Raw genomic sequence first — 20393 nt, 5'->3', positions numbered from 1 at the left:
GTGCCAGGGCGAGGTTTCGGACAAATGGCTGCATCGCGATTGATGATACTGGGCGTAGCGGTCGCTGCCGCAGGCGGCGCCGGTTTCGTCGCAAAGAACATGTCGGCGCCGCCGCCCGCCGAGGTCATCGTTGAATCCGGCCCCCAGCAGCCTCAAATCGCCCTGACCGATGTCCTGGTGCTGACCGGCGATGTGCCGATGGGCGCTACGGTGGAAAACAACATCAGCTGGCAGCCCTGGCCCAGTGACGGCATCAACCCCAATTTCATCACCCGAAATGCCGAGCCTGAAGCGCTTGAGAAATTCAAGGGCTCGGTTGCTCGTCTTGCGATGTACAGCGGCGAACCGCTGCGCAAGTCCAAGCTGATCGGCGAAGGCCAGAGCTTCATGTCCGCCGTGCTGCCGGCCGGAATGCGAGCCGTCGCCACGACGATCTCCGCCGATACGTCTGCTGGCGGCTTCATCCTGCCCAACGACTATGTCGACGTCATCATGACGCGCCGCTCGGATGCGGCAAAATCCGGCAGTGGCTTCACCACTGAAACCATCCTCAGCAATATCCGCGTGTTGGCCATCGACCAGGCCATCCAGGAGGACGAGGAGGGCAAGAAGGTCAAGGTTGGCGAAACCGCGACGCTGGAGCTTACGGCACAGCAGGCCGAGATCATCACGGTTGCGCAACAGATGGCCGACCGGCTCACACTGGCGCTGCGCTCTGTTGCCGATACGCAGCAAAAGAACCTCGCTGAAGCCGATTATCTGGTTTCGGGCAGTGGCAAGCGCGGCACCGTGCGGCTCATCAAATCCGGCGAGATTTCTGAATCGGGAGCACGGAAATGAGGTCCTGCATCAGATTTTGGGCCACCGCCACCGCTGCCCTCGGCATCCTTGCCGCAGGCGCTGTCATTCCTCACCTCGCCCCGGTCTCCGCCGCTTCGCGGGCACAGGTCAGTTCGAATACCGCCAGCATCCAGCGCGTCAAGCTTGGCCTCAACAAGTCGGTTGTCATAGACCTCCCGAGCGATGCTTATGACATTCTGGTAGCCAACCCTGCTGTGGCCGACGCGGTTACGCGCACGGCCCGCCGCATCTATCTCTTTGGCAAGGCGGTCGGCGAAACCAACATCTTCGTCTTCGGCCCGAATGGCGAGCAGATTGTCAGCCTCGATCTCGCAGTCGAGCGAGATGTCGCCGGCCTCGAGGACTATATCAAGCGCTTCATTCCGGGCGCCGACATCAAGGTCGAACTGTTGAATGACAACGTCGTGCTGACCGGCACTGTCGACACCCCTCTTGATGCCAAGCGCGCGGTCGACCTGGCGACGATCTTCGTCACCGGCGGTGAGGCGACGACCGGTCAGTATTCGCAGACAGCTACCGGCGGCTCCGACAATGGCGGCGTCGACATCAACAATCCCGATCAGACCCGCCAGAAAAGCAAGATCGTCAATCTGCTCCAGATCATCGGCGACGATCAGGTGATGCTCAAGGTCACTGTGGCTGAGGTCAGCCGCAATGTGATGAAGCAGCTTGGCGTCAACATGATCGGTTCGGGCAACTCCAATGGCATCAACTGGGGCATAGAAAACGCCATTCCAGGTGGTCTTGGCGCACCCTTGGTAGGCAGCGCCGGCACGTTCAGTTTCGCAAAGAATGGCCTAGGTGCCTCGATCAACGCGATGGAACAGGCCGGTGTGATGAAGACACTGGCCGAACCGATTTTGACAGCTGTTTCCGGCGAGCAGGCGTCCTTTCGCGTTGGTGGTGAATTCAACATGCTGCGGAAGGTGGAGGCTGCGAAGCGTGATGACAAAGGTGTTACCGATCCAGGTGGCCTCGTTTACGAGCAAGTAGAATACGGCATCAGCCTTGACTTCAAGCCGGTTGTCCTTTCGGCGGGGCGTATCAGTTTGAAGGTTCGCACGTCGGTTTCCGAGCCGACAAACGAATCGTCAGGCCTTGGCGGCGGCGGTCCGACGCTGCCATCGCTACGCAAGCGTCTTGCCGACACGACAGTTGAACTTCCCTCTGGTGGGTCGATGATGATTGCCGGACTTGTTCGCGACGACGTCAAGCAGGTCATGGGCGGCGTGCCAGGTCTGTCAAAGGTGCCGATCCTTGGCACGCTGTTTCGCAGTCGCGATTTCATCCGCAACGAAACCGAGCTGGTCATCATTGTCACGCCATATCTGGCCCGCCCGACCGCTCGCAACGAACTCGCCAAGCCGGATGACAATTTCAACGCCACCAGCGATGGCGCCGGCATGTTCCTCGGCCGCGTCAACCGCGTCTACGGCACCATGAAAACAGACAAGCCCATGGGCCGTTACCACGGCGTCGTCGGCTTCATCTACAAATGAGCGGGGATAGGGGCATGTCTCAGGCAATCGTCAAGCGCAGCGCCAACCGCAACCGGTTGAGGCTTCTTGCCATGGCCACGGTTGCGCTTTTGGCTGGCTGCGCCAATCGCGACAGCGTCACTGTCGGTTCGATCCCCGACGACTATCGCACCAATCATCCGATCGTCATCGCCGAAAAGAACCAGACCATCGACATTCCCGTCGGCGTCGGTGATCGTGGTGTCACCCAGGGTCAGAAGGTCACCTTCGAGGGGTTCCTGCAGAACTATGATCGCCAGGCGGCGTCGACGCTGACAATCATGACCCCCGTGGGGGGCGCAAACGATGCCGCGGCCTCCAAGGCCGCACGTGGATTGATGACCATCGCGATGAAGGCGGGCGTTCCGAAGAACCGTATTGCGATCACCAGCTATCAGTCGGAATACCCCGAGGCGTCTTCGCCGATCCGGGCCACCTATTCGGCGATGCGGGCTCAGACCAACCGTTGCGGCAGCTGGCCGGCGGATGTCGCCGACACCACCGACAACAAGCACTACGCCAATTTCGGCTGTTCCTATCAGAACAATCTCGCCGCGCAGATCGCCAACCCGGCTGACCTGCTCGGACCGCGCAAGCAAACCGAGATTGATGCCGAGAATCGAAATGTCGTGATCGATCAGTATCGAAAGCCACCAGCCGCTTGGCAGCCAGAAACGACCTACTGATGGGAATTGGAGGCAGTTCGACATGAGCAATCTCGCCTACGACTCCCAGCCCGGCAGCGACGAGCTGTCGCAGCAGGATCTCGATGTCATGCAGACATTGAGGCCGGTGCCGCGCATCTCGATCCAGGCATTCTGCGAGACAGATAGCGTCGCAGGGCCGATCCAGCGCGCCGGCGAGGACCGCCGCATGGCCAAGGCCCATCTTCAGGTCCATATGGGGGGCATCGAAACCGCGATCGAAGTTTACAGCGGTACACCGACGCCCAACCTGATCATTCTCGAATCGCGTGGCGAGCCAAAGACCTTGCTCGAGACGCTGCATCGGCTGTCTGAATATTGCGATCCGAGTTCCAAGGTCGTGGTCATCGGCCACTACAATGACGTCGCGCTTTATCGCGAGCTGATCCGCTCGGGCATCTCCGAATATGTGGTGGCGCCGGTTTCGACAGCGGATGTCGTCAGCGTCATTTCCTCGATTTTCGTCGATCCCGACGCCGAACCTATCGGCCGCTCGATCGCCTTTATCGGCGCCAAGGGCGGTGTCGGTTCTTCCACCATCGCCCATAATGTCGCCTGGGCGATGTCGACCTTGTTCAAATCCGAGGTCGTTGTCGCCGACCTTGATCTCGCTTTCGGCACGGCCAACATCAACTTCGACCAGGATCCCGCGCAAGGCATCGCCGAAGCGGTGTTCGCCCCCGAGCGGGTCGACGAGGTCTATCTCGACCGCCTGCTTGCCCAATGTTCCGAGCATCTGTCGCTGCTTGCCGCACCGTCGACGCTGGAGCGTGTCTATGATTTCGACCCCGAGGCCTTCGCCTCGATCATCGACACTGCGCAGCGCAGCTCACCGATGCTTGTGCTCGACGTTCCCCATATCTGGAGCGGCTGGAGCAAGAACACGCTGATCCGCGCCGACGAGGTGGTCATTACCGCGACGCCGGAACTGGCCAACCTGCGCAACACCAAGAACTTGGTCGACATGCTGAAGCGGCTTCGACCCAACGATCCGCCACCCAGATTGGTCCTCAATCAGGCAGGGGTGCCGAAACGCCCGGAGATATCGCCTGCCGATTTCTCCGAGCCGCTTGGCATCACCCCGATGGCAGTCATCCCGTTCGACGCGCTGTTGTTTGGCAACGCCGCCAATAATGGCCGCATGCTCGGCGAGATGGACGCCAAGAACGCGATCGTCCAGACGATCAACGAGATCGCCCATGTCCTGACCGGAAGGTCCGAGGCCAAAGCCAAGAAGACGTCCGGTCTCGGCGGAATTCTCAATCGGCTCAAGGCCCGCAAGAAGTGACGCCAGTGCGGCGGAGGTGTTAGTCGATCATGTTCGGTAAGAGAGGCAACGACGACGGTAACCGCGCCCCACCGGGATTCCGGCCGCTCGCAACGCCCCCGCCCGTGGCGCCCCAGGCTGGCGACACGCTGGTCGCGCCGCGCCCCGCGACGCCTTCGCCTGCCGCTCCGGCAGCTGCGCCACGCCGTACCTTCGAGACATCGCCGTCCTTTGCACCCGAGCCACGCAAGGCGCAGCGCGAACGCAGCGAAAGCTACTACGACACCAAAAGCCAGGTGTTTTCGGCGCTGATCGACACCATCGATCTGTCGCAGCTTGCCAAGCTCGACCCCGACAGTGCGCGTGAGGAAATCCGCGACATCGTCAACGACATCATCGCGATCAAGAATTTCGCGATGTCGATCTCCGAGCAGGAAGAACTGCTCGAAGACATCTGCAACGACGTGCTCGGCTACGGTCCGCTTGAGCCGCTGCTGGCGCGCGATGAAATCGCCGACATCATGGTCAACGGCGCCAAGAACGTCTACATCGAGGTCAACGGCAAGGTCGAGCAGACCTCCATCCGCTTCCGCGACAACCAGCAGCTGCTCAACATCTGCCAGCGCATCGTCAGCCAGGTCGGCCGCCGGGTCGATGAATCCTCGCCGATCTGCGATGCGCGCCTGCCGGACGGCTCCCGCGTCAACGTCATCGCACCGCCGCTGTCGATCGATGGCGCTGCGCTGACCATCCGCAAGTTCAAGAAGGACAAGCTGACACTCGATCAGCTCGTCAAGTTTGGTGCGATCTCGCCGCATGGCGCGGAAGTGCTGAAGATCATCGGCCGTGTCCGGTGCAATATCATCATCTCCGGCGGTACGGGTTCGGGCAAGACGACGCTGCTCAACTGCCTGACCAACTATATCGACCGCGATGAACGCGTCATCACCTGCGAAGACTCGGCCGAACTGCAGCTGCAGCAGCCACATGTGGTCCGCCTCGAAACGCGCCCGGCCAATCTGGAAGGCGAGGGCGAGGTGACGATGCGCGATCTCGTCAAGAACTGCCTGCGCATGCGCCCCGAGCGCATCATCGTCGGCGAAGTGCGCGGACCTGAGGTCTTCGATCTGCTGCAGGCGATGAACACCGGCCATGACGGCTCGATGGGCACCATCCACTCCAACAGCCCGCGCGAATGCCTCAACCGTATCGAGGCGATGATTGCCATGGGTGGTTATTCGCTGCCGCAAAAGACCGTGCGCGAGATCGTCGTCGGCTCCGTCGACATCATCATCCAGGCGGCGCGCCTGCGCGACGGTTCTCGCCGCATCACCCACATCACCGAGGTGATCGGCATGGAAGGCGATGTCATCATCACGCAGGACCTGGTGCTCTACAACATCAAGGGCGAAGACCAGAATGGCCGGCTGATTGGCCAGCATGTCTCCACCGGCATCGGACGACCGAACTTCTGGGATCGCGCCCGCTATTATGGTGAGGAGGCGCGTCTGGCGACTGCTCTCGAAGCCATGGAAAAGGCAGCGGACTGATATGCACAAGATGAGGATCTGACGCGCCATGTTCGGCCTCGACGCCATGATGCTGATCTTCATCGCCCTTGCCGGTCTGAGCGCCGGCGCGGTGGCCTATGCCTTTTTGTTCAACCGCATCGAGACCCAGAGCAATACAAATCGGCGCATTGCGTCCGTCCGGCAGACCGATTCCGATCGGTCGGTGGTCAAGGCCTCGCGCGACCGGGTCGCCGAAGTCGCCAAGCGGCGCAAGTCTGTCCAGGACACGATCAAGGAGCTCGAGGAAAAGCAGAAGGCCAAGGACCGCAACATCAAGAAGCCGCCGCTGCGCGTCCAGATTCGCCAGGCCGGCATGTTGGTCACGATCGAGCGCTTTTATGTCTATTCGGCCATCTGTGGAGTGATTGTCACTGGCTTGCTGTTTATTGCCGGCGCGCCGCTGATCATTTTGCCCGGCGCGCTGCTTGCCGGTAGCATTGGTTTGCCCAGGTGGTTTGTCTCCTTCCGTCGCAGCCGCCGCGTCAAGCAGTTCCTCGAAGAGTTCCCCAATGCGCTCGACATCATCGTCCGCGCGGTGAAGTCCGGCCTGCCCCTCAATGACGGCATCCGCCTCATTGCTTCGGAATCGCCCGAGCCGGTTCGCGGTGAATTCCGGCGCCTGGTCGAAGCCCAGCAGGTCGGCGTCTCGATCCCGGAAGCCGCCTTGCGCATGACCGAGACGATGCCGTGCCCCGAGGCCGGCTTTTTCGGCATCGTCATCCAGATTCAGAGCCAGGCCGGCGGCAATCTTTCCGAAGCGCTCGGCAACCTGTCGCGGGTGCTGCGCGACCGCAAGAAGATGAAAGCCAAGATCCAGGCGCTGTCGATGGAAGCCAAGGCCTCGGCCGCCATCATCGGATCGTTGCCGATCATCGTTGCTTTGCTCGTCTACCTCTCAAGCCCGAACTACATCATGCCGCTGTTCACCACGAGTACCGGCAACCTCATTCTCGGCGTCTCCGGCGTGTGGATGGCGATCGGCATCTTCGTGATGCGCAAGATGATGAATTTCGAGGTTTAGGACCGTGACAGACCAGATCGTCAAATCGCTCACCGATCCGTCCTTCCTCATCGCGTTGCTCGTCGCGGTCGCGGTGTTCGCCACCGTCTTTACCGTCTTGCCTTCGCTGAGCGGCAATCCGCTCAAGGGGCGGATGAAGGCTGTGGCGCTCGAACGCGACGAACTGCGGGCCAAGCAGCGCATCCGTCTCGCTGCGGAAGCCGACCGCCGCCACAAGGGCCTGCGCGAGCAGCAGTCGATCGGCATGCGCAACATCGTCGAACGGCTGGACCTGCGTCGCGCCCTGGTTGACGAGGCGACGCTCATCAAGCTCAAGATCGCCGGCTTCCGCGGCCAGAACCCGCTGACCCGGTTCCTGTTCTTTCGTCTCGTTCTTCCCTTCATTGGCCTGGCACTTGGTGCGTTCTATGTCTTCGTGCTTGGCGGATTTGCGGAAAAGCCGTTTTTCATGAAGCTTTTCGTCTGCGTGGTGCTGGCTTATGCCGGCTTCTACGCACCGGTGCTTTATGTCACCAACCGCGCCACCAAGCGCAAGCAGTCGATCCAGGCGGCCTGGCCTGACGCGCTCGACCTGATGCTGATCTGCGTCGAGTCTGGCATGTCGGTCGAAGCTGCGCTGCGCAAGGTCGCCGACGAGATCGGTGCCCAGTCTGTCGATCTTGCCGAGGAGTTCGTGCTCACCAATGCCGAGCTGTCTTATCTCACCGAACGCCGCCAGGCCTATGAGAACCTGGCCTCCCGCACCGGTCTCGATTCGGTCAAGTCCGTCACCCAGGCACTGATCCAGGCCGAACGTTACGGCACGCCTGTGGCCCATGCGCTGCGCGTGCTGGCGGCCGAAAGCCGCGACATGCGCATGAACGCCGCCGAAAAGAAGGCGGCAGCCTTGCCGCCCAAGCTGACCGTGCCGATGATCCTGTTTTTCCTGCCGGTACTGTTTGCTGTCATCCTCGGCCCGGCCGGCATGCAAGTCAGCGAGCGTGGCATTTTCGGCGACGCGAAGCAGTCGAGCAGCGAATAAGGCCTGATACGGACAAACAAAAAAGCCGCGTCACGACGCGGCTTTTTTCATTTCAAGCAGACGGGCCGGTCAATTCTTCTTTGGCTTGTCGTTGGCCTTGATCTGGTTCCAGGCGTTCTGCTGCGCCAGCATGCCCCTGAGATAGCTGACATTGGCCTGCGCCTGCTCGGGCGAAAGCTCCTGGCTGGCGATCTGCTCGGCCTCGTCGAAGCGGCCCTGCAACCCGACCGCCAGGGCCAGATTCTGGCGCACGCGGCTGTCGGCGCCGGGCTGTGACGCCGCCGAACGCAGATAGGTCTCGGCCGACTTCAGGTCGCCTTCGAGCACATAGGACATGCCGAGATTGGACAGGATCGTCGGCTCGTTCGGCTTGAGGTCGAGCGCCTTGCGATAGAGGCCGCGCGCTTCTTGTGTCTGGCCAAGCTGGTCGAGGATCGCAGCTTCCGCCGACACCAGCTTCCAGTCCGGATATTCAGGCGTCTGGGCGCGGCGCACGGCATCAAGTGCCGGTTCCAACTCGCCCGAAGCGGCGAGGGCCTTGCCATAGGCGGCAAGCACGTCGCGGTCCTTGGGATAACCGATGGCGAGCTTGCGCATCACCGCCAGCGACTGGTCAGTCTGGCCCTTCATCTGCAGCACCGAGGCGTATTGCATTGCCACCGGCTTGTTGTTGGGGTCGCTGGCATAGGTGCGGCCGATCTGGTCGGCGGAGCCACCAATGGCGCCGGTCGACATGGTGTCGACCGATTTGCCGCGGCCGATCGAACCGGTGGTCATCCTGGAGGCGCCGCAGCCGGCAACGCTTGCCATCAGCAGCGTCAGCAATGCCGCCCTGACAAGGCGTTTTCCCGTTGCGTTCATCGAGCGATTGGTCAACATCGGCGACGGGTCTCCATTCGTCCGCGTGGCCATTCTCCGGCCATTTCCCCGCTTTGGAGAAATATTCTGTTAACCCTAACGGATGGTTAAGAACGCGCTGAAACGCTGTTCCATCCGAGACTGAAGGAAGCCGATATGCCGGTCGAACTGTTCGAGCAAAAGCCCTCCGACGCCTTGCCGATTCACCTCGTCGCCAAGGGCGGTCTCGAAAATGCCGGGCTCTCCGCCGAAATCCTGGCCTGGGCCAATGCCAACGGTTTCGCCGGCGAGGTGGGCAAGGTGCTGGCAATCCCCGGCACTGACGGCAGGCTGGCAGGCGCGCTGTTCGGCACCGGCCAGGGCGACAGCGGACTTGCTTTCGGTACGCTCGCGCGCAACCTGCCCGCAGGCAACTGGCATTTCGCCAGCGCGCCGGCACAGCCCGAACTGGCCGCGCTTGGCACCGCTCTCGGCGGCTACGCCTTCACCCGCTACGGCAAGAAGCCGGGCCGGGAGCTTGGCCTTGCCGTGCCCGCAGGTGTCGACGCTATCAGGCTGAACCGCATCGTCGAGTCGGTGTTCCTCGTCCGCGACCTCGTCAACACGCCGACAAACGACATGGGGCCGTCGGCGTTGGAGGCTGCGGTCAGGAAGCTGGCTAGCGCCCACGGCGCCGAGGTCAGGGTCACGCTTGGCGACGACCTGCTCAAGCATAATTTTCCGATGATCCATGCGGTTGGCCGCGCCTCCGACGATGCGCCGCGCCTCGTCGACCTGAATTGGGGCCCGAACGATGCGCCCAAGGTCACGCTTGTCGGCAAGGGCGTGTGCTTCGATACCGGCGGCCTCGACATCAAGCCGGCGTCGAGCATGCTGTTGATGAAGAAGGACATGGGCGGCGCTGCCAACGTGCTTGGCCTCGCCGCGATGATCATGGCGGCCAAGCTCAATGTCAGGCTGCGCGTGCTCATCCCGGCGGTCGAGAATTCGATCTCCGCCAACGCCTTCCGCCCCGGCGACGTGCTGCAAAGCCGCAAGGGCATCACGGTCGAAATCGGCAACACCGATGCCGAGGGCCGGCTGGTGCTCGCCGATGCGCTGGCCCTTGCCGATGAAGAACAGCCCGAAATGCTGATCGACATGGCGACGCTGACGGGTGCCGCGCGTGTGGCGCTCGGCCCCGACCTGCCGCCGTTCTACACTGACGACGAAGCGCTCGCCGCCGAACTCGCCGCGGCATCCGTTGCCGTCGAGGATCCGATCTGGCGCATGCCGTTGTGGAAGCCCTATGATTCGAAACTGTCGTCGAAGATCGCCGACATGAACAACGTCACGACGGACGGCTTCGCCGGTTCAATCACCGCTGCTTTGTTCCTCAAGCGCTTTGTCGAAAAGACGTCCAGCTGGGCGCATTTCGACATCTTCGCCTGGAACCCCGCCGACCGCCCGCACGGCCCGACCGGCGGCGAGGCGCAAGCCATCCGCGCGCTGGAGAAGGTGATTTCGGCGCGCTTTGGCTGAGGCTGGCGCAAGTTCCTCGCCCCCGCATTGCGGGGAGGGGTGTCGAGCCCTGGAGCTCGTCGAAGGGGCGAGGCGGAGAGGGCGTTATGTCTTGGGCCGCCTTGCCTTCGCCGTAAATTCCTTCTTGACTGAAACGGAACCGAAACAATTAGCGTGGATGCTGGCGTCATGCCGATCGCATTGCGTCCGAGCCAGTCGCTGAGACTGCTGCAGCAGTTTTCCCTGTCCGAGGTGCGTGACGACGCGCCCGACCTGACGCTGCGCCAGATGGCGATCCTGCTCACCATCTATCTCGACCCGCCGCCGCATACGATACGTGGGCTTGCGGCCCGGCTCGGTGTCAGCAAGCCGGTCATCACCCGCGCGCTCGACACCATGGGCGCGCTCAAGCTGGTGTCGCGCCACCGCGACGAGAGTGACAAGCGTAACGTCCTGATCCGGCGCACCGTCGAAGGTGCGCTCTATGTCGAGCGTTTGGGCGATGCTATCATCGCCAAAGCCATGGAGCTTCCGATTTGACCGCCCGCGACAGCCGCCTTCACGCCTTCCGTCCAGACCTTGCCGACGCCCGCCTTCAAGGCGAGGTCGCCGCCGAGCGCTTTGTCGCCGGCCGCCCGACGCGCATTTCCGTACCCGTCGCCGACGTGCGCAAGGCGCCGCGTCCCGATGCCGGCCTCAACACCCAGCTTCTCTATGGCGACGAGGTCCTGGTCTTCGAGGAGAACGAAGGGTTTGCCTGGCTCCAGGCCGAGCGCGACGGTTATGTCGGTTATGTCTCGGCGGGCGATCTTGCCCCGCGTGGAGCTGAGCCGACACATGTCGTCACCGCCCAGCGCACCTTCGTCTATCCCGGCCCAGACATGAAGTTTCCGCGCAGTGGCCAACTGTCCATCGGTTCGTGTGTCGCCATCACCGGCTTCGCCGAGACGCGCGGCACGCGCTACGGCCTGCTGGCGTCGGGCGAAGCGCTGGTTACCCAGCACCTGGCGCCGGTAGACACCAAGGCCAACGACTTCGTTTTAGTTGCGGAACGGCTGATCGACACGCCCTATCTCTGGGGCGGCTTCAGCGCCTTCGGCATCGATTGCTCCGGCCTGGTCCAGCTGTCGATGCGCATGACAGGGCGCAATGTGTTGCGCGATTCGGACATGCAGGAAGCTTCGCTCGGCACACCGGTCGATGCGGGCGCGGATTTTTCACAGCTCAGGCGCGGCGACCTCGTCTTCTGGAAAGGCCATGTCGCCATCATGACCGACGGCGAGAACATGATCCATGCCAACGGCCACACCATGACCGTCGCCCGCGAGGGCCTGCGCGAAGCCATCGACCGCATCGGCTACCTCTATGGCGGCCCGACCGGCTTCAGACGGCCTTAATACCCCGCGTTGCGGTCGACGATATTCTCCAGCGGTTCGCCGCGCTCGAAGGCATCCATCTGCTTGAGCATGGGTGCCACCAGATGCGCCGGGTCGGAGGTCGCCGCAGCATGCGGGGTGACGAACACCTTGGGTGATTCCACATCGGGCTCGTCTTGGGCAGCGGCTCGACCTCGAACACGTCGAGGCTCGCTTCCTTCAGCGTACCGTCGTCGAGCGCGCGCAGAATGTCGGCGTCGCGCTGCAATCTGCCACGCCCGGCATTGATCAGCACGGCACCGCCGAGGCCGTTGCGCCGGCGCAGTTCCTTGAGCAGGCCATAGTTGATGATGCCCTTGGTCGCTTCCGTCAGCGGCAGCAGCACGACGAGAATGTCGGTTGCATTGAGGAACGGCACCAGCCCGGCATCGCCGCTGAAGGTGGTGACGCCAGCGACCTCCTGCGGCCTGCGGCTCCAGCCATTGATGCGGAAGCCGACGGCCTTGAGCACGTCGGCTGCGGCGCGGCCGAGATTGCCCATGCCCATGATGCCGACCGAAATGTCCTCTGCCGGCCGCTGCGGCGGCTCGTGCCAGGCCTTCTTGGTCTGCTGGGCGCGGTAGAGCTGACCCTGACGGTGATGGTCGAGCACCCGCCACATCACATATTCGGTCATATGCTGGCTGAGATTGTCGGCGACCACGCGCACGATCGGCACCTCGGGCAGGCCGGGGTCGGCAAAGACATGGTCGACGCCGGCGCCGATCGAAAAGATCGCCTTGAGGTTCGGCAGCTTGGCGAGCGTGCCAGGCTTCTGCTTCCACACCACGGCATATTCGATCGAAGGGTCGGCCGCGCCATCGGGTTCGAGCACGACGTCGCGCTCCGCCGACAGCAATTCGTACCAGCGCTGCGGATTGAACCCGGTGATCGAAAGAAGGATCTTGCCCTTGGTCGACATGCTCTTCCCTTGAAGTCCTGCTATTCGCTGACCACGCCGGTCGGCGCGGTTTCGATCCTGAATGCCGCCGAGATCAGCGCCCGAGTGTAGTCGGTTTGCGGACGCTCGAAAATCTGTTCGGACGGACCGCTTCCACCACCTTGCCGTTGCGCATCACGATGACCTCATTGGCCAGCGCGCGCACCACCTTGAGATCGTGGCTGATGAACAGATAGGCAAGGTCGTGCTTGGCCTGCAGCGAGCGCAACAGGTCGACAACCTGCGCCTGCACGCTCATGTCGAGCGCCGAGGTCGGCTCGTCGAGCATGACAAAGCGCGGCTTGAGCACCATGGCGCGGGCAATGGCGATGCGCTGGCGCTGGCCGCCGGAGAATTCGTGCGGATAGCGGAAGCGCGTCTCGGGATCGAGGCCGACCTCGCGCAGCACGTCGACAACCTTGCGATCGCGCTCGGCGGCCTTGAGAGCGGGCTCGTGGATCTTGAGACCCTCTTCGATGATGTCGGCGACCGACATGCGTGGGCTGAGCGAGCCGAACGGGTCCTGGAACACGATTTGCATCTCGCGCCGCAGCGGCCGCATGGCGCTGAAGCTGAACTTGTCGATCTCGCGGCCGTCGAAGTCGATCCGGCCTTGCGACGAGATCATGCGGGTCAGCGCCAGCCCCAGCGTGGTCTTGCCCGAGCCGGATTCGCCGACCACACCGACGGTCTGGCCGGCGCGCACGGCAACATCGATGCCGTCGACGGCCTTCACATGGTCGACGGTCTTGCGGAAGAAACCCTGCTTGATCGGGAACCACACCTTGACGTCTGAACCCGACATCACAGTCTTGGCCGAGGCATCGACGACCGGCGGCTTGCCCTTCGGTTCGGCTGCGAGCAGATGGCGCGTGTAGCTGTGCTGCGGGTTGGCGAAGATCTCCTTCGTCGGCCCGGTCTCGACGATCTGGCCCTTGGTCATGACGCAGACGCGGTCGGCGATACGTCGGACGATGCCGAGGTCATGGGTGATGAACAGCATCGACATGCCCTTGCGGGCTTTCAGCTTGGCGAGCAGCTCGAGGATCTGCGCCTGGACCGTGACGTCGAGCGCAGTCGTTGGCTCGTCGGCGATCAACAGCTCGGGTTCGTTGGCGAGTGCCATGGCGATCATCACGCGCTGGCGCTGGCCGCCTGAGAGCTGGTGCGGATAGGCGTCGAGCCGCTTCTTGGGATCACGGATGCCGACTTCCTCAAGCAGTTCGAGCGTGCGCGCCTTGGCCTGCTTGTCGCGCATGCCCTGATGCAGCGACAGCACCTCGACGATCTGGTGCTCGATCGTGTGCAGCGGGTTGAGCGAGGTCATCGGCTCCTGGAAGATCATGGTGATCTTGTTGCCGCGCACCTTGCGCAATGCATTTTCGTCGAGCGCCAGCAGGTCCTGGCCGCCAAACATCATCTTGCCCGACGGGTGGCTTGCCGGCGGATAGGGCAGGAGCTTGAGCACCGACAAGGCCGATACCGACTTGCCGGAACCCGATTCGCCGACAAGCGCCACCGTCTCGCCCTTGGCGATGTCGAAGGAGATGTGGTCGACGGCAATCGTCGTCGCGCCGCCCTGGCTGAAGGCGACCGACAGGTCCTGGACCGAAAGGAGAGGGGCGTCGCTCACTTGAACGTCTTCCTTGGGTCGAAGGCGTCGCGGGTCGCTTCGCCGACGAAAATCAGCAGCGACAGCATCAGCGAGATGACCACGAAGCCGGACAAGCCGAGCCATGGCGCATTGAGGTTGCGCTGGCCCTGCTTGAGCAGTTCGCCGAGTGAGGCCGAGCCGGGCGGCAGGCCGAAACCGAGGAAGTCGAGCGAGGTCAGCGTCGAGATCGAGCTGTTGAGGATGAACGGCAGGAAGGTCAGCGTCGCCACCATGGCGTTGGGCAACAGGTGGCGGAAGATGATCGTGCGGTTGGGCACGCCGAGCGCGCGGGCGGCGTTGACGTATTCGAAATTGCGGGCGCGCAGGAACTCGGCCCGTACCACGCCGACCAGCGCCACCCAGGAAAACAAGAGCATCAGCCCGAGCAGGATGAAGAAGCCCGGCGGCAGGATGGCGGCGACGATCAACAGCAAATAGAGCACCGGGATCGCCGACCAGATTTCGATGAAGCGCTGGAACAGCAGGTCGGTCCAGCCGCCGAAATAGCCCTGCATCGCGCCGGCGGTGACGCCGATCAGCGCCGAGCCGGCGGTCAGGATCAGGCCGAACAGCACCGAGACGCGGAAGCCGTAGATGACGCGGGCCAGCACATCGCGGGCCTGGTCGTCGGTGCCGAGCCAGTTCCAGTTGCCGACCGTGCAGTTGGGGTCGTCGACCCCCGCGGGATAGCGCTGGCAGCGCACGTCCTTGGCATACATCCAGGACGGCTTGGCGGGTGCCGCCTCGGGGATCTCGTTGTTGGTGGTGCGGTAGGAGTAGCGGATCGGCGGCCAGATCACCCAGCCATTGGCGGCGATCGCCTCTTGCACCACCGAGATGCGGTAGTCGGTAACCGGCAGGAAGCCCTCATCGCCGAGGAATGTACTTTCTTCATAGTTGCTGACGATCGGCGAATAGAACTCGCCCTTGAAGCGGATCAGCAGCGGCCTGTCATTGGCGATCAGTTCGGAAAACAGCGACAGCACGAACAGGACGAGAAAGATCCACAACGACCAGTAGCCGCGACGGTTGGCCTTGAAGCTCAGCCAGCGCCGCTTGTTGATCGGTGAGAGCCACGGCCGCTTGACCGCCACGGCGACGCTATCGACCGCCGACATCAGACATCCCTCCGCTCGAAATCGATGCGAGGATCGATCCAGGTATAGAGCAGGTCGGAGAGCAGGCCGACGAACAGCCCGAGCAGCGAGAAGATGTAGAGATTGGCGAAGACCACCGGGTAGTCGCGGTCGAGCACCGAGCGGAAGCCGAGCAGGCCGAGCCCGTCGAGCGAGAAGATGTTTTCGATGAGCAGCGATCCCGTGAAGAAGGCCGAGATGAAGGCACCGGGGAAACCGGCGATGACGATCAGCATGGCGTTGCGGAAGACGTGGCCGTAGAGCACCTGGCGCTGCGACAGGCCCTTGGCACGGGCGGTGACGACATATTGCTTGCGGATCTCGTCGAGGAACGAGTTCTTGGTCAGGAGCGTGGTTGTGGCGAAGGCCGACAGCACCAGCGCGGTCAGCGGCAGCGCGAGATGCCAGAGATAGTCGAGCGCTTTGCCACCGAGCGACAGCTGATCGAAATTCTCCGAGGTCAGGCCGCGCAGCGGGAACCAGTCGAAGAACGACCCACCGGCAAACAGCACCATCAGCAGGATGGCGAACAGGAAGGCCGGGATGGCGTAGCCGATGATGATGACGCCACTGGTCCAGATGTCGAAAGTCGAGCCGTCCTTGACCGCCTTGCGGATGCCGAGCGGGATCGAGATCAGGTAGGACAGAAGCGTGATCCAGATGCCGAGCGAGATCGACACCGGCATCTTTTCGAGGATCAGGTCGAGCACCGAGACGTCGCGGAAATAGCTCTCGCCGAAATCGAAGCGGATGTAGTTCCACAGCATCATGCCGAAGCGCTCGAGCGGCGGCTTGTCGAAGCCGAACTGCTTTTCGAGCTTGGCGATGAATTCCGGGTCGAGGCCTTGGGCGCCGCGATACTTGGACGAGCCTTCGCCGCCCGCGGCATCGAAGGTGTTGCCGGCGGCATCGCCGCTGCCGCCGCCGGAGAGGCGGTCGCCTGCGTCGCCGCCCTGGCCCGTCAGCTTGGCGATGACCTGCTCGACCGGGCCGCCCGGCGCGAACTGGATGACGGCAAACGAGATCGCCATGATGCCGAACAGGGTCGGGATCATCAACAGGAGGCGGCGGAGGATATAAGCGCCCATCAGGCGAGGCCCCTCACACGGAGCGTGGTGTCATATGAAGAAATCTCAGGTCTTGCCAATACGTGCAGCCTTGTCCTTGTCGAACCACCACATGACCTCGACTGGGAAGCCGAAATCCGGCTTCGGCTCCTTGTAGCCGAACATATCCCAGAAGGCGGCGCGGTGATTCGCCGAAAACCAATTTGGAATCCAGTCTTGCCGGGCGCGCAAGACCCGATCCAGTGCGCGCATGGCAACCGTCAGCGTATCGCGGTCCTTGGCCGCACCCACGGCGTCGATCAGCGCGTCGATGGCAGGGTCGGCCGTACCGGGCAGATTGGTCGAGCCCTGCATGCCGGCCGCGCGCGAATGGAACAGCCCGTCGATCTCGTCGCGGCTGGGTGTTGCCGAAAAGGACACGGCCATGACGATCGCATCGAAGTCGAAGCTCGTCTGTCGCGCCTGATATTGTGTCGAGTCGACCATCCGCGCGGATGCGTCGATGCCGATTGCCCGCATGTTCTCGATCCAGGGCGAAAACACCCTGACGAACGTGTCGTCATCGACAAGCACTTCCAGTGTCAAAGCCTCGCCCCTGGCATTGCGCAGGCTGCCGTCCTTGCGCGCCCAGCCTGCCTCGGCAAGCAGCTTCGTTGCCTGCCCGAGCAGCTTGCGGTCGCGACCAGAGCCGTCGGATGGCGGCTGCAGCACCGCCTCGCCGAAAGCTTCGTCGGGAACGCGGCCGCGGAAAGGTTCAAGCAGTGCCAGTTCAGCGGGCGAGGGCAGGCCCTCGGCGCGATAGGGCGACTTCTCGAAGGTCGATTGCGAACGCTGGTAGGCGCTGTAGAACAGGTTGCGGTTGGTCCATTCGAAGTCGAAACACAGCGCAACGGCCCGGCGCACGCGCGGGTCGCGGAAACGCTCGCGCCGCTGGTTGAGCGCCGTCGCCTGCATCGTCGGCCGCTTCTCGCTGGGGAATTCGCGCTTGACCACCTTGCCTGCCTTGAGCGCGGGGAAATCGTAGCCCGTTGCCCAGACGCGCGAGGTGAATTCCTGGCGGAAGAGAATATCGCCCTTCTTGAAGGCCTCGAATCCGGCTTGCCTGTCCTGGTAGAACTCGATGCGGATACGATCGAAATTGTAGAGGCCACGATTGACCGGCAGGTCGCGGCCCCGATAGTCGGCCACCCGCTCGAACTCGACGGTCTGGCCCGGGGAGACGCGGCCGACCTTGTAGGGCCCGGATCCCAGCGGCTGCTTGAGCTGCGAAGCGTCGAAGGGATTGGCCTCGAAGAAGGCTTTGGCCGGGATGGGAAAGGTTGCGATGTCGAGGAACGTCCGGTCGGACTGCTTGCCGTCGAAGCTGAGCCGCAGCGTATGGGCATCGAGCGCCTTGGCTTCGGTCAGGTGGCTGAGCGGCAGGAGAAGGCTCGGGTGGCCATCCTTCTTGAACAGCTCGAAAGCGTAGGCCGCATCTTCGGCGGTGACCGGCGTGCCGTCATGGAACCGCGCCTCGGGCCGAAGCGCGAAATCGAAGCTGTTGCGGTCGTCCGAAATGGTCACCGACTTCGCCAGCAGGCCGTAGATCGCGTCCGGCTCGTCGAGCGCCGACGTCATCAGCGAATCGTAGCACAGCCCCATGCGCGGTGGGGCGTCGCCACGGGCAACGAAGGTGTTCAGCGTGTTGAAGGTCAGCGGGCTCTGGTTGAAAACCCAGTTGGGCGGCGAGAAGTTGAAGGTGCCGCCCTTGGGCGCGTCGACATTGACGAAGTCGAAATGCGTGAAGTCGGGGCCGTATTTGAGGTCGCCGAAGGCCGACAGGCCATGCAGGCCCGTGCCTGTCGGGCTCGCTGCAAAGGCGCGTCCCGGCAGCAATGGCGCTGCGACAGCGGCAACGCCGAGCGCCAGGAAATCGCGGCGGGTCGGGCGCGGGCTCACTTGTATTTGGCCGCCAGCGCGGCTTCCTTGTCCTTGTCGATCCACCAGGAATCGATGTCGGCACCGATGAAGCTCGGCTGCCTTTCAGGAATGCCGAACTTGTTCCAGTAGGCCAGCCAGACGACCGCCCGGTGGTACTGCGGAACGACATAGTAGTTCCACAACAGCACCCGGTCGAGCGCATGGGTTGCGGCAAGCAGGTCATCACGATCGGTAGCGAAGATGACTCGTTCGACCAGCGCGTCGACAATAGGATCGTTGATGCCCATGATGTTGCGCGAACCCGGCTTGGCGGCCGATTTCGAACTCCAGAAGTCGCGCTGCTCGTTGCCGGGCGAGGACGACTGGTTGAGCGTTGTCGTCGTCACGTCGAAGTCGAATTCATTGATCCGGTTGATGTACTGGCTGGTGTCGACCATGCGCAGGGTCGCGTCTATGCCAAGCCTGCGCAGGCTGTCGATGAAGGGGCTGGCAATAACTTCGTCGGTGGTGTCCTTGCCGAGGAACTCGATCTTGAACTGCTCGCCGGTCTTCTCGTTCATCAGCTTGCCGCCGCTGGCGCGCCAGCCGGCTTCGGCAAGCAGCGCGACTGCCTGGCGCAGATACTGCCGCTCAGCCTGCGGTGTATCGTAGACCGGCAGCTTGAACGCCTCGGTGAAAAGCTCGGGCGGCAGCTTGTCCTTGAAGGGTGTGAGCAGCTCCAGTTCCTTGCCGGTAGGCAGGCCGCTGGAGGCCAGATCCTGGCCCTGGAAATAGCTGCTGGTTCGGGTGTTGAGCCCGAAAAACAGCGTGCGGTTCATGTATTCGAAATTGTAGGCCAGCGTCAGCGCCTGCCTGACGCGGCGATCCTGAAACTGGGGCCGACGCAGGTTGAGCGCGTAGCCTTGAAACGGCTCGCCGGATGTCGTCTCGAACACCCGCTTGATGACGTCGCCGGCCTGGAAGGCAGGGAACGTGTATTGGGTCGACCAGCGTCGCGAACTGTTTTCAGCCTTGATGTCCTGAATCCCGCCTTTGGTGAAGGCCTGCCATTCGGCGCTGTCGTCGAGGAAGTAGGAGTAGCGGCGCTTGTCGAAGTTGTTGCGTCCGACATTGACCCCGACGGTGGCCCCCCAATGGTCGGGTACACGACTCCAGACGATCTCCGTGCCCGGCTTGAAGCTCTCGACCTTGTAGGGACCGGAGCCGAGCGGGATTTCGAGCGTCGGACGGGTGATGTCGCGCTTCTTGCCCGAGGCGTCGGTACCCTCCCACCAGTGCTTCGGCAGGACCACCAGATCGCCCATGATCTTGGGAAGCTCGCGGTTGCCCTTCTGGTCGAAACGGAACTCGACCTCGCGGTCCGAAGTTGCGACGGCCTCCTTCACGTTGGTGTAGTACTGGCCGTATTGCGGGCTGTTTGCCTTCAGGAAATTGAACGACCAGATGACATCGTCCGTGGTGATCGGCTTGCCGTCGTGCCACTTGGCGCGCGGGTCGAGCCGATACGTCGCGGAAGAGTAATCGGCCGGAAACTTGTAGGCATCGGCGATCATGGGATGGCTGGTGCTGGGTTCGTCGAGCGATTGCTCCATCAGCGTTTCATAGAGCAGGCCGCCGCCGAAATAGGAGAAGCCGGCGGCCGACGCGCCTTTGACGATATACGGATTGAAGCTGTCGAAGGTGCCGCCGACCGTCGAATTCAACGTCCCGCCCTTGGGGGCGTTCGGGTTGACGTAGTCGTATTGCTTGAAATCCTGGCCGTATTTCGAAGTGCCGTTCAACGACGAGCTGGTCTGCCATTCCTGGGCAGTGGCGGAAGCGGCCGCGCCGGACAGAGCCGCCGCGGCGAGAGCCGCAACGGCAAGAAACCTGGTCAGGCAAGCCTTCATGAAAATCCCCTTCGCCCGGTGCTTTGCGACACTCTAATTCATTCCCGGCGCA

At 62.7% G+C, this 20393-nt stretch carries 15 protein-coding genes and 2 pseudogenes; 10 read left to right on the top strand and 7 right to left on the bottom strand.

All coding sequences use genetic code 11. The features are described 5' to 3' along the window. The first annotated feature begins 24 nt into the window (after window positions 1-24). Genes cpaB through ACHMW7_RS26645 form a run of 7 tightly spaced genes read left to right on the top strand, consistent with a single transcriptional unit; the run spans window position 25 to window position 7962 of the window. Window positions 25-840, top strand: coding sequence for a Flp pilus assembly protein CpaB (cpaB, locus tag ACHMW7_RS26675; RefSeq protein ID WP_395448393.1), 816 nt, complete (start codon window positions 25-27; stop codon window positions 838-840). Then, a complete protein-coding gene (locus tag ACHMW7_RS26670; protein WP_395448392.1) occupies window positions 837-2360 on the top strand; it encodes a type II and III secretion system protein family protein in 1524 nt (507 codons plus the stop codon). The genes cpaB and ACHMW7_RS26670 overlap by 4 nt, the downstream gene beginning before the upstream one ends. A gap of 14 nt (window positions 2361-2374) precedes the next feature. After that, window positions 2375-3064: a CpaD family pilus assembly protein gene (locus ACHMW7_RS26665; protein WP_395448391.1), complete on the top strand. Its 690-nt coding sequence runs from the start codon at window positions 2375-2377 to the stop codon at window positions 3062-3064. 22 nt (window positions 3065-3086) lie between these two features. Continuing rightward, window positions 3087-4370 carry an AAA family ATPase gene (locus tag ACHMW7_RS26660; protein ID WP_395448390.1) on the top strand — a complete coding sequence of 428 codons (1284 nt, stop codon included), beginning with the start codon at window positions 3087-3089 and terminating at the stop codon, window positions 4368-4370. A gap of 29 nt (window positions 4371-4399) precedes the next feature. Then, entirely contained in the window at window positions 4400-5899 is a 1500-nt protein-coding gene (locus ACHMW7_RS26655; protein WP_395448389.1) for a CpaF family protein, read from the top strand. Between the two features lie 28 nt (window positions 5900-5927). Beyond that, a complete protein-coding gene (locus tag ACHMW7_RS26650; RefSeq protein WP_395448388.1) occupies window positions 5928-6941 on the top strand; it encodes a type II secretion system F family protein in 1014 nt (337 codons plus the stop codon). A gap of 4 nt (window positions 6942-6945) precedes the next feature. Further along, window positions 6946-7962 (top strand): type II secretion system F family protein, encoded by a 1017-nt coding sequence (locus ACHMW7_RS26645; protein ID WP_395448387.1) that lies wholly within the window; start codon window positions 6946-6948, stop codon window positions 7960-7962. 69 nt (window positions 7963-8031) lie between these two features. On the opposite strand, the gene ACHMW7_RS26640 is transcribed toward ACHMW7_RS26645, so the two are convergent. Continuing rightward, the gene (locus ACHMW7_RS26640) at window positions 8032-8841 is read right to left on the bottom strand and encodes a tetratricopeptide repeat protein (RefSeq protein ID WP_395448386.1); all 810 of its coding nucleotides are present in this window, start codon (window positions 8839-8841) and stop codon (window positions 8032-8034) included. A 135-nt stretch (window positions 8842-8976) separates the two neighbouring features. Here ACHMW7_RS26640 and ACHMW7_RS26635 point away from each other — a divergent pair, with 135 nt between their 5' ends. The 3 genes from ACHMW7_RS26635 (at window position 8977) to ACHMW7_RS26625 (ending at window position 11717) form a co-directional block, all read left to right on the top strand. After that, a complete protein-coding gene (locus ACHMW7_RS26635; protein WP_395448385.1) occupies window positions 8977-10341 on the top strand; it encodes a leucyl aminopeptidase family protein in 1365 nt (454 codons plus the stop codon). A 168-nt stretch (window positions 10342-10509) separates the two neighbouring features. Continuing rightward, window positions 10510-10860: a MarR family winged helix-turn-helix transcriptional regulator gene (locus ACHMW7_RS26630; protein ID WP_395448384.1), complete on the top strand. Its 351-nt coding sequence runs from the start codon at window positions 10510-10512 to the stop codon at window positions 10858-10860. Then, window positions 10857-11717 carry an NlpC/P60 family protein gene (locus ACHMW7_RS26625; RefSeq protein ID WP_395448383.1) on the top strand — a complete coding sequence of 287 codons (861 nt, stop codon included), beginning with the start codon at window positions 10857-10859 and terminating at the stop codon, window positions 11715-11717. The genes ACHMW7_RS26630 and ACHMW7_RS26625 overlap by 4 nt, the downstream gene beginning before the upstream one ends. Here the strand turns inward: ACHMW7_RS26625 and ACHMW7_RS26620 are convergent. From ACHMW7_RS26620 to ACHMW7_RS26595, 6 genes and pseudogenes are all read right to left on the bottom strand, one after another. Next, window positions 11714-12657: pseudogene (locus tag ACHMW7_RS26620) on the bottom strand (2-hydroxyacid dehydrogenase). The gene ACHMW7_RS26625 and the pseudogene ACHMW7_RS26620 sit on opposite strands and share 4 nt — an antisense overlap. Window positions 12658-12677: 20 nt before the next feature. Beyond that, window positions 12678-14308 (bottom strand): annotated as a pseudogene (locus ACHMW7_RS26615) (ABC transporter ATP-binding protein). Beyond that, entirely contained in the window at window positions 14305-15447 is a 1143-nt protein-coding gene (locus ACHMW7_RS26610; protein ID WP_395448382.1) for an ABC transporter permease, read from the bottom strand. The pseudogene ACHMW7_RS26615 and the gene ACHMW7_RS26610 overlap by 4 nt, the downstream one beginning before the upstream one ends. Beyond that, complete coding sequence (locus ACHMW7_RS26605) at window positions 15447-16553, bottom strand: microcin C ABC transporter permease YejB (RefSeq protein ID WP_395448381.1); 1107 nt, start codon at window positions 16551-16553, stop codon at window positions 15447-15449. Before ACHMW7_RS26605 ends, ACHMW7_RS26610 begins: the two co-directional genes overlap by 1 nt. Before the next feature lie 45 nt (window positions 16554-16598). Then, window positions 16599-18470, bottom strand: a complete 1872-nt coding sequence (locus ACHMW7_RS26600) for an extracellular solute-binding protein (protein WP_395448380.1) — start codon at window positions 18468-18470, stop codon at window positions 16599-16601. Then, window positions 18467-20341: an extracellular solute-binding protein gene (locus tag ACHMW7_RS26595; RefSeq protein ID WP_395448379.1), complete on the bottom strand. Its 1875-nt coding sequence runs from the start codon at window positions 20339-20341 to the stop codon at window positions 18467-18469. The genes ACHMW7_RS26600 and ACHMW7_RS26595 overlap by 4 nt, the downstream gene beginning before the upstream one ends. Between the last annotated feature and the right edge of the window lie 52 nt (window positions 20342-20393).

It is taken from the genome of Aminobacter sp. UC22_36 (assembly GCF_044056035.1).
Lineage (GTDB): Bacteria > Pseudomonadota > Alphaproteobacteria > Rhizobiales > Rhizobiaceae > Aminobacter.
Note: the sequence above shows the minus strand (reverse complement) of the source record. Positions and strands in the feature narration are given on the sequence as shown.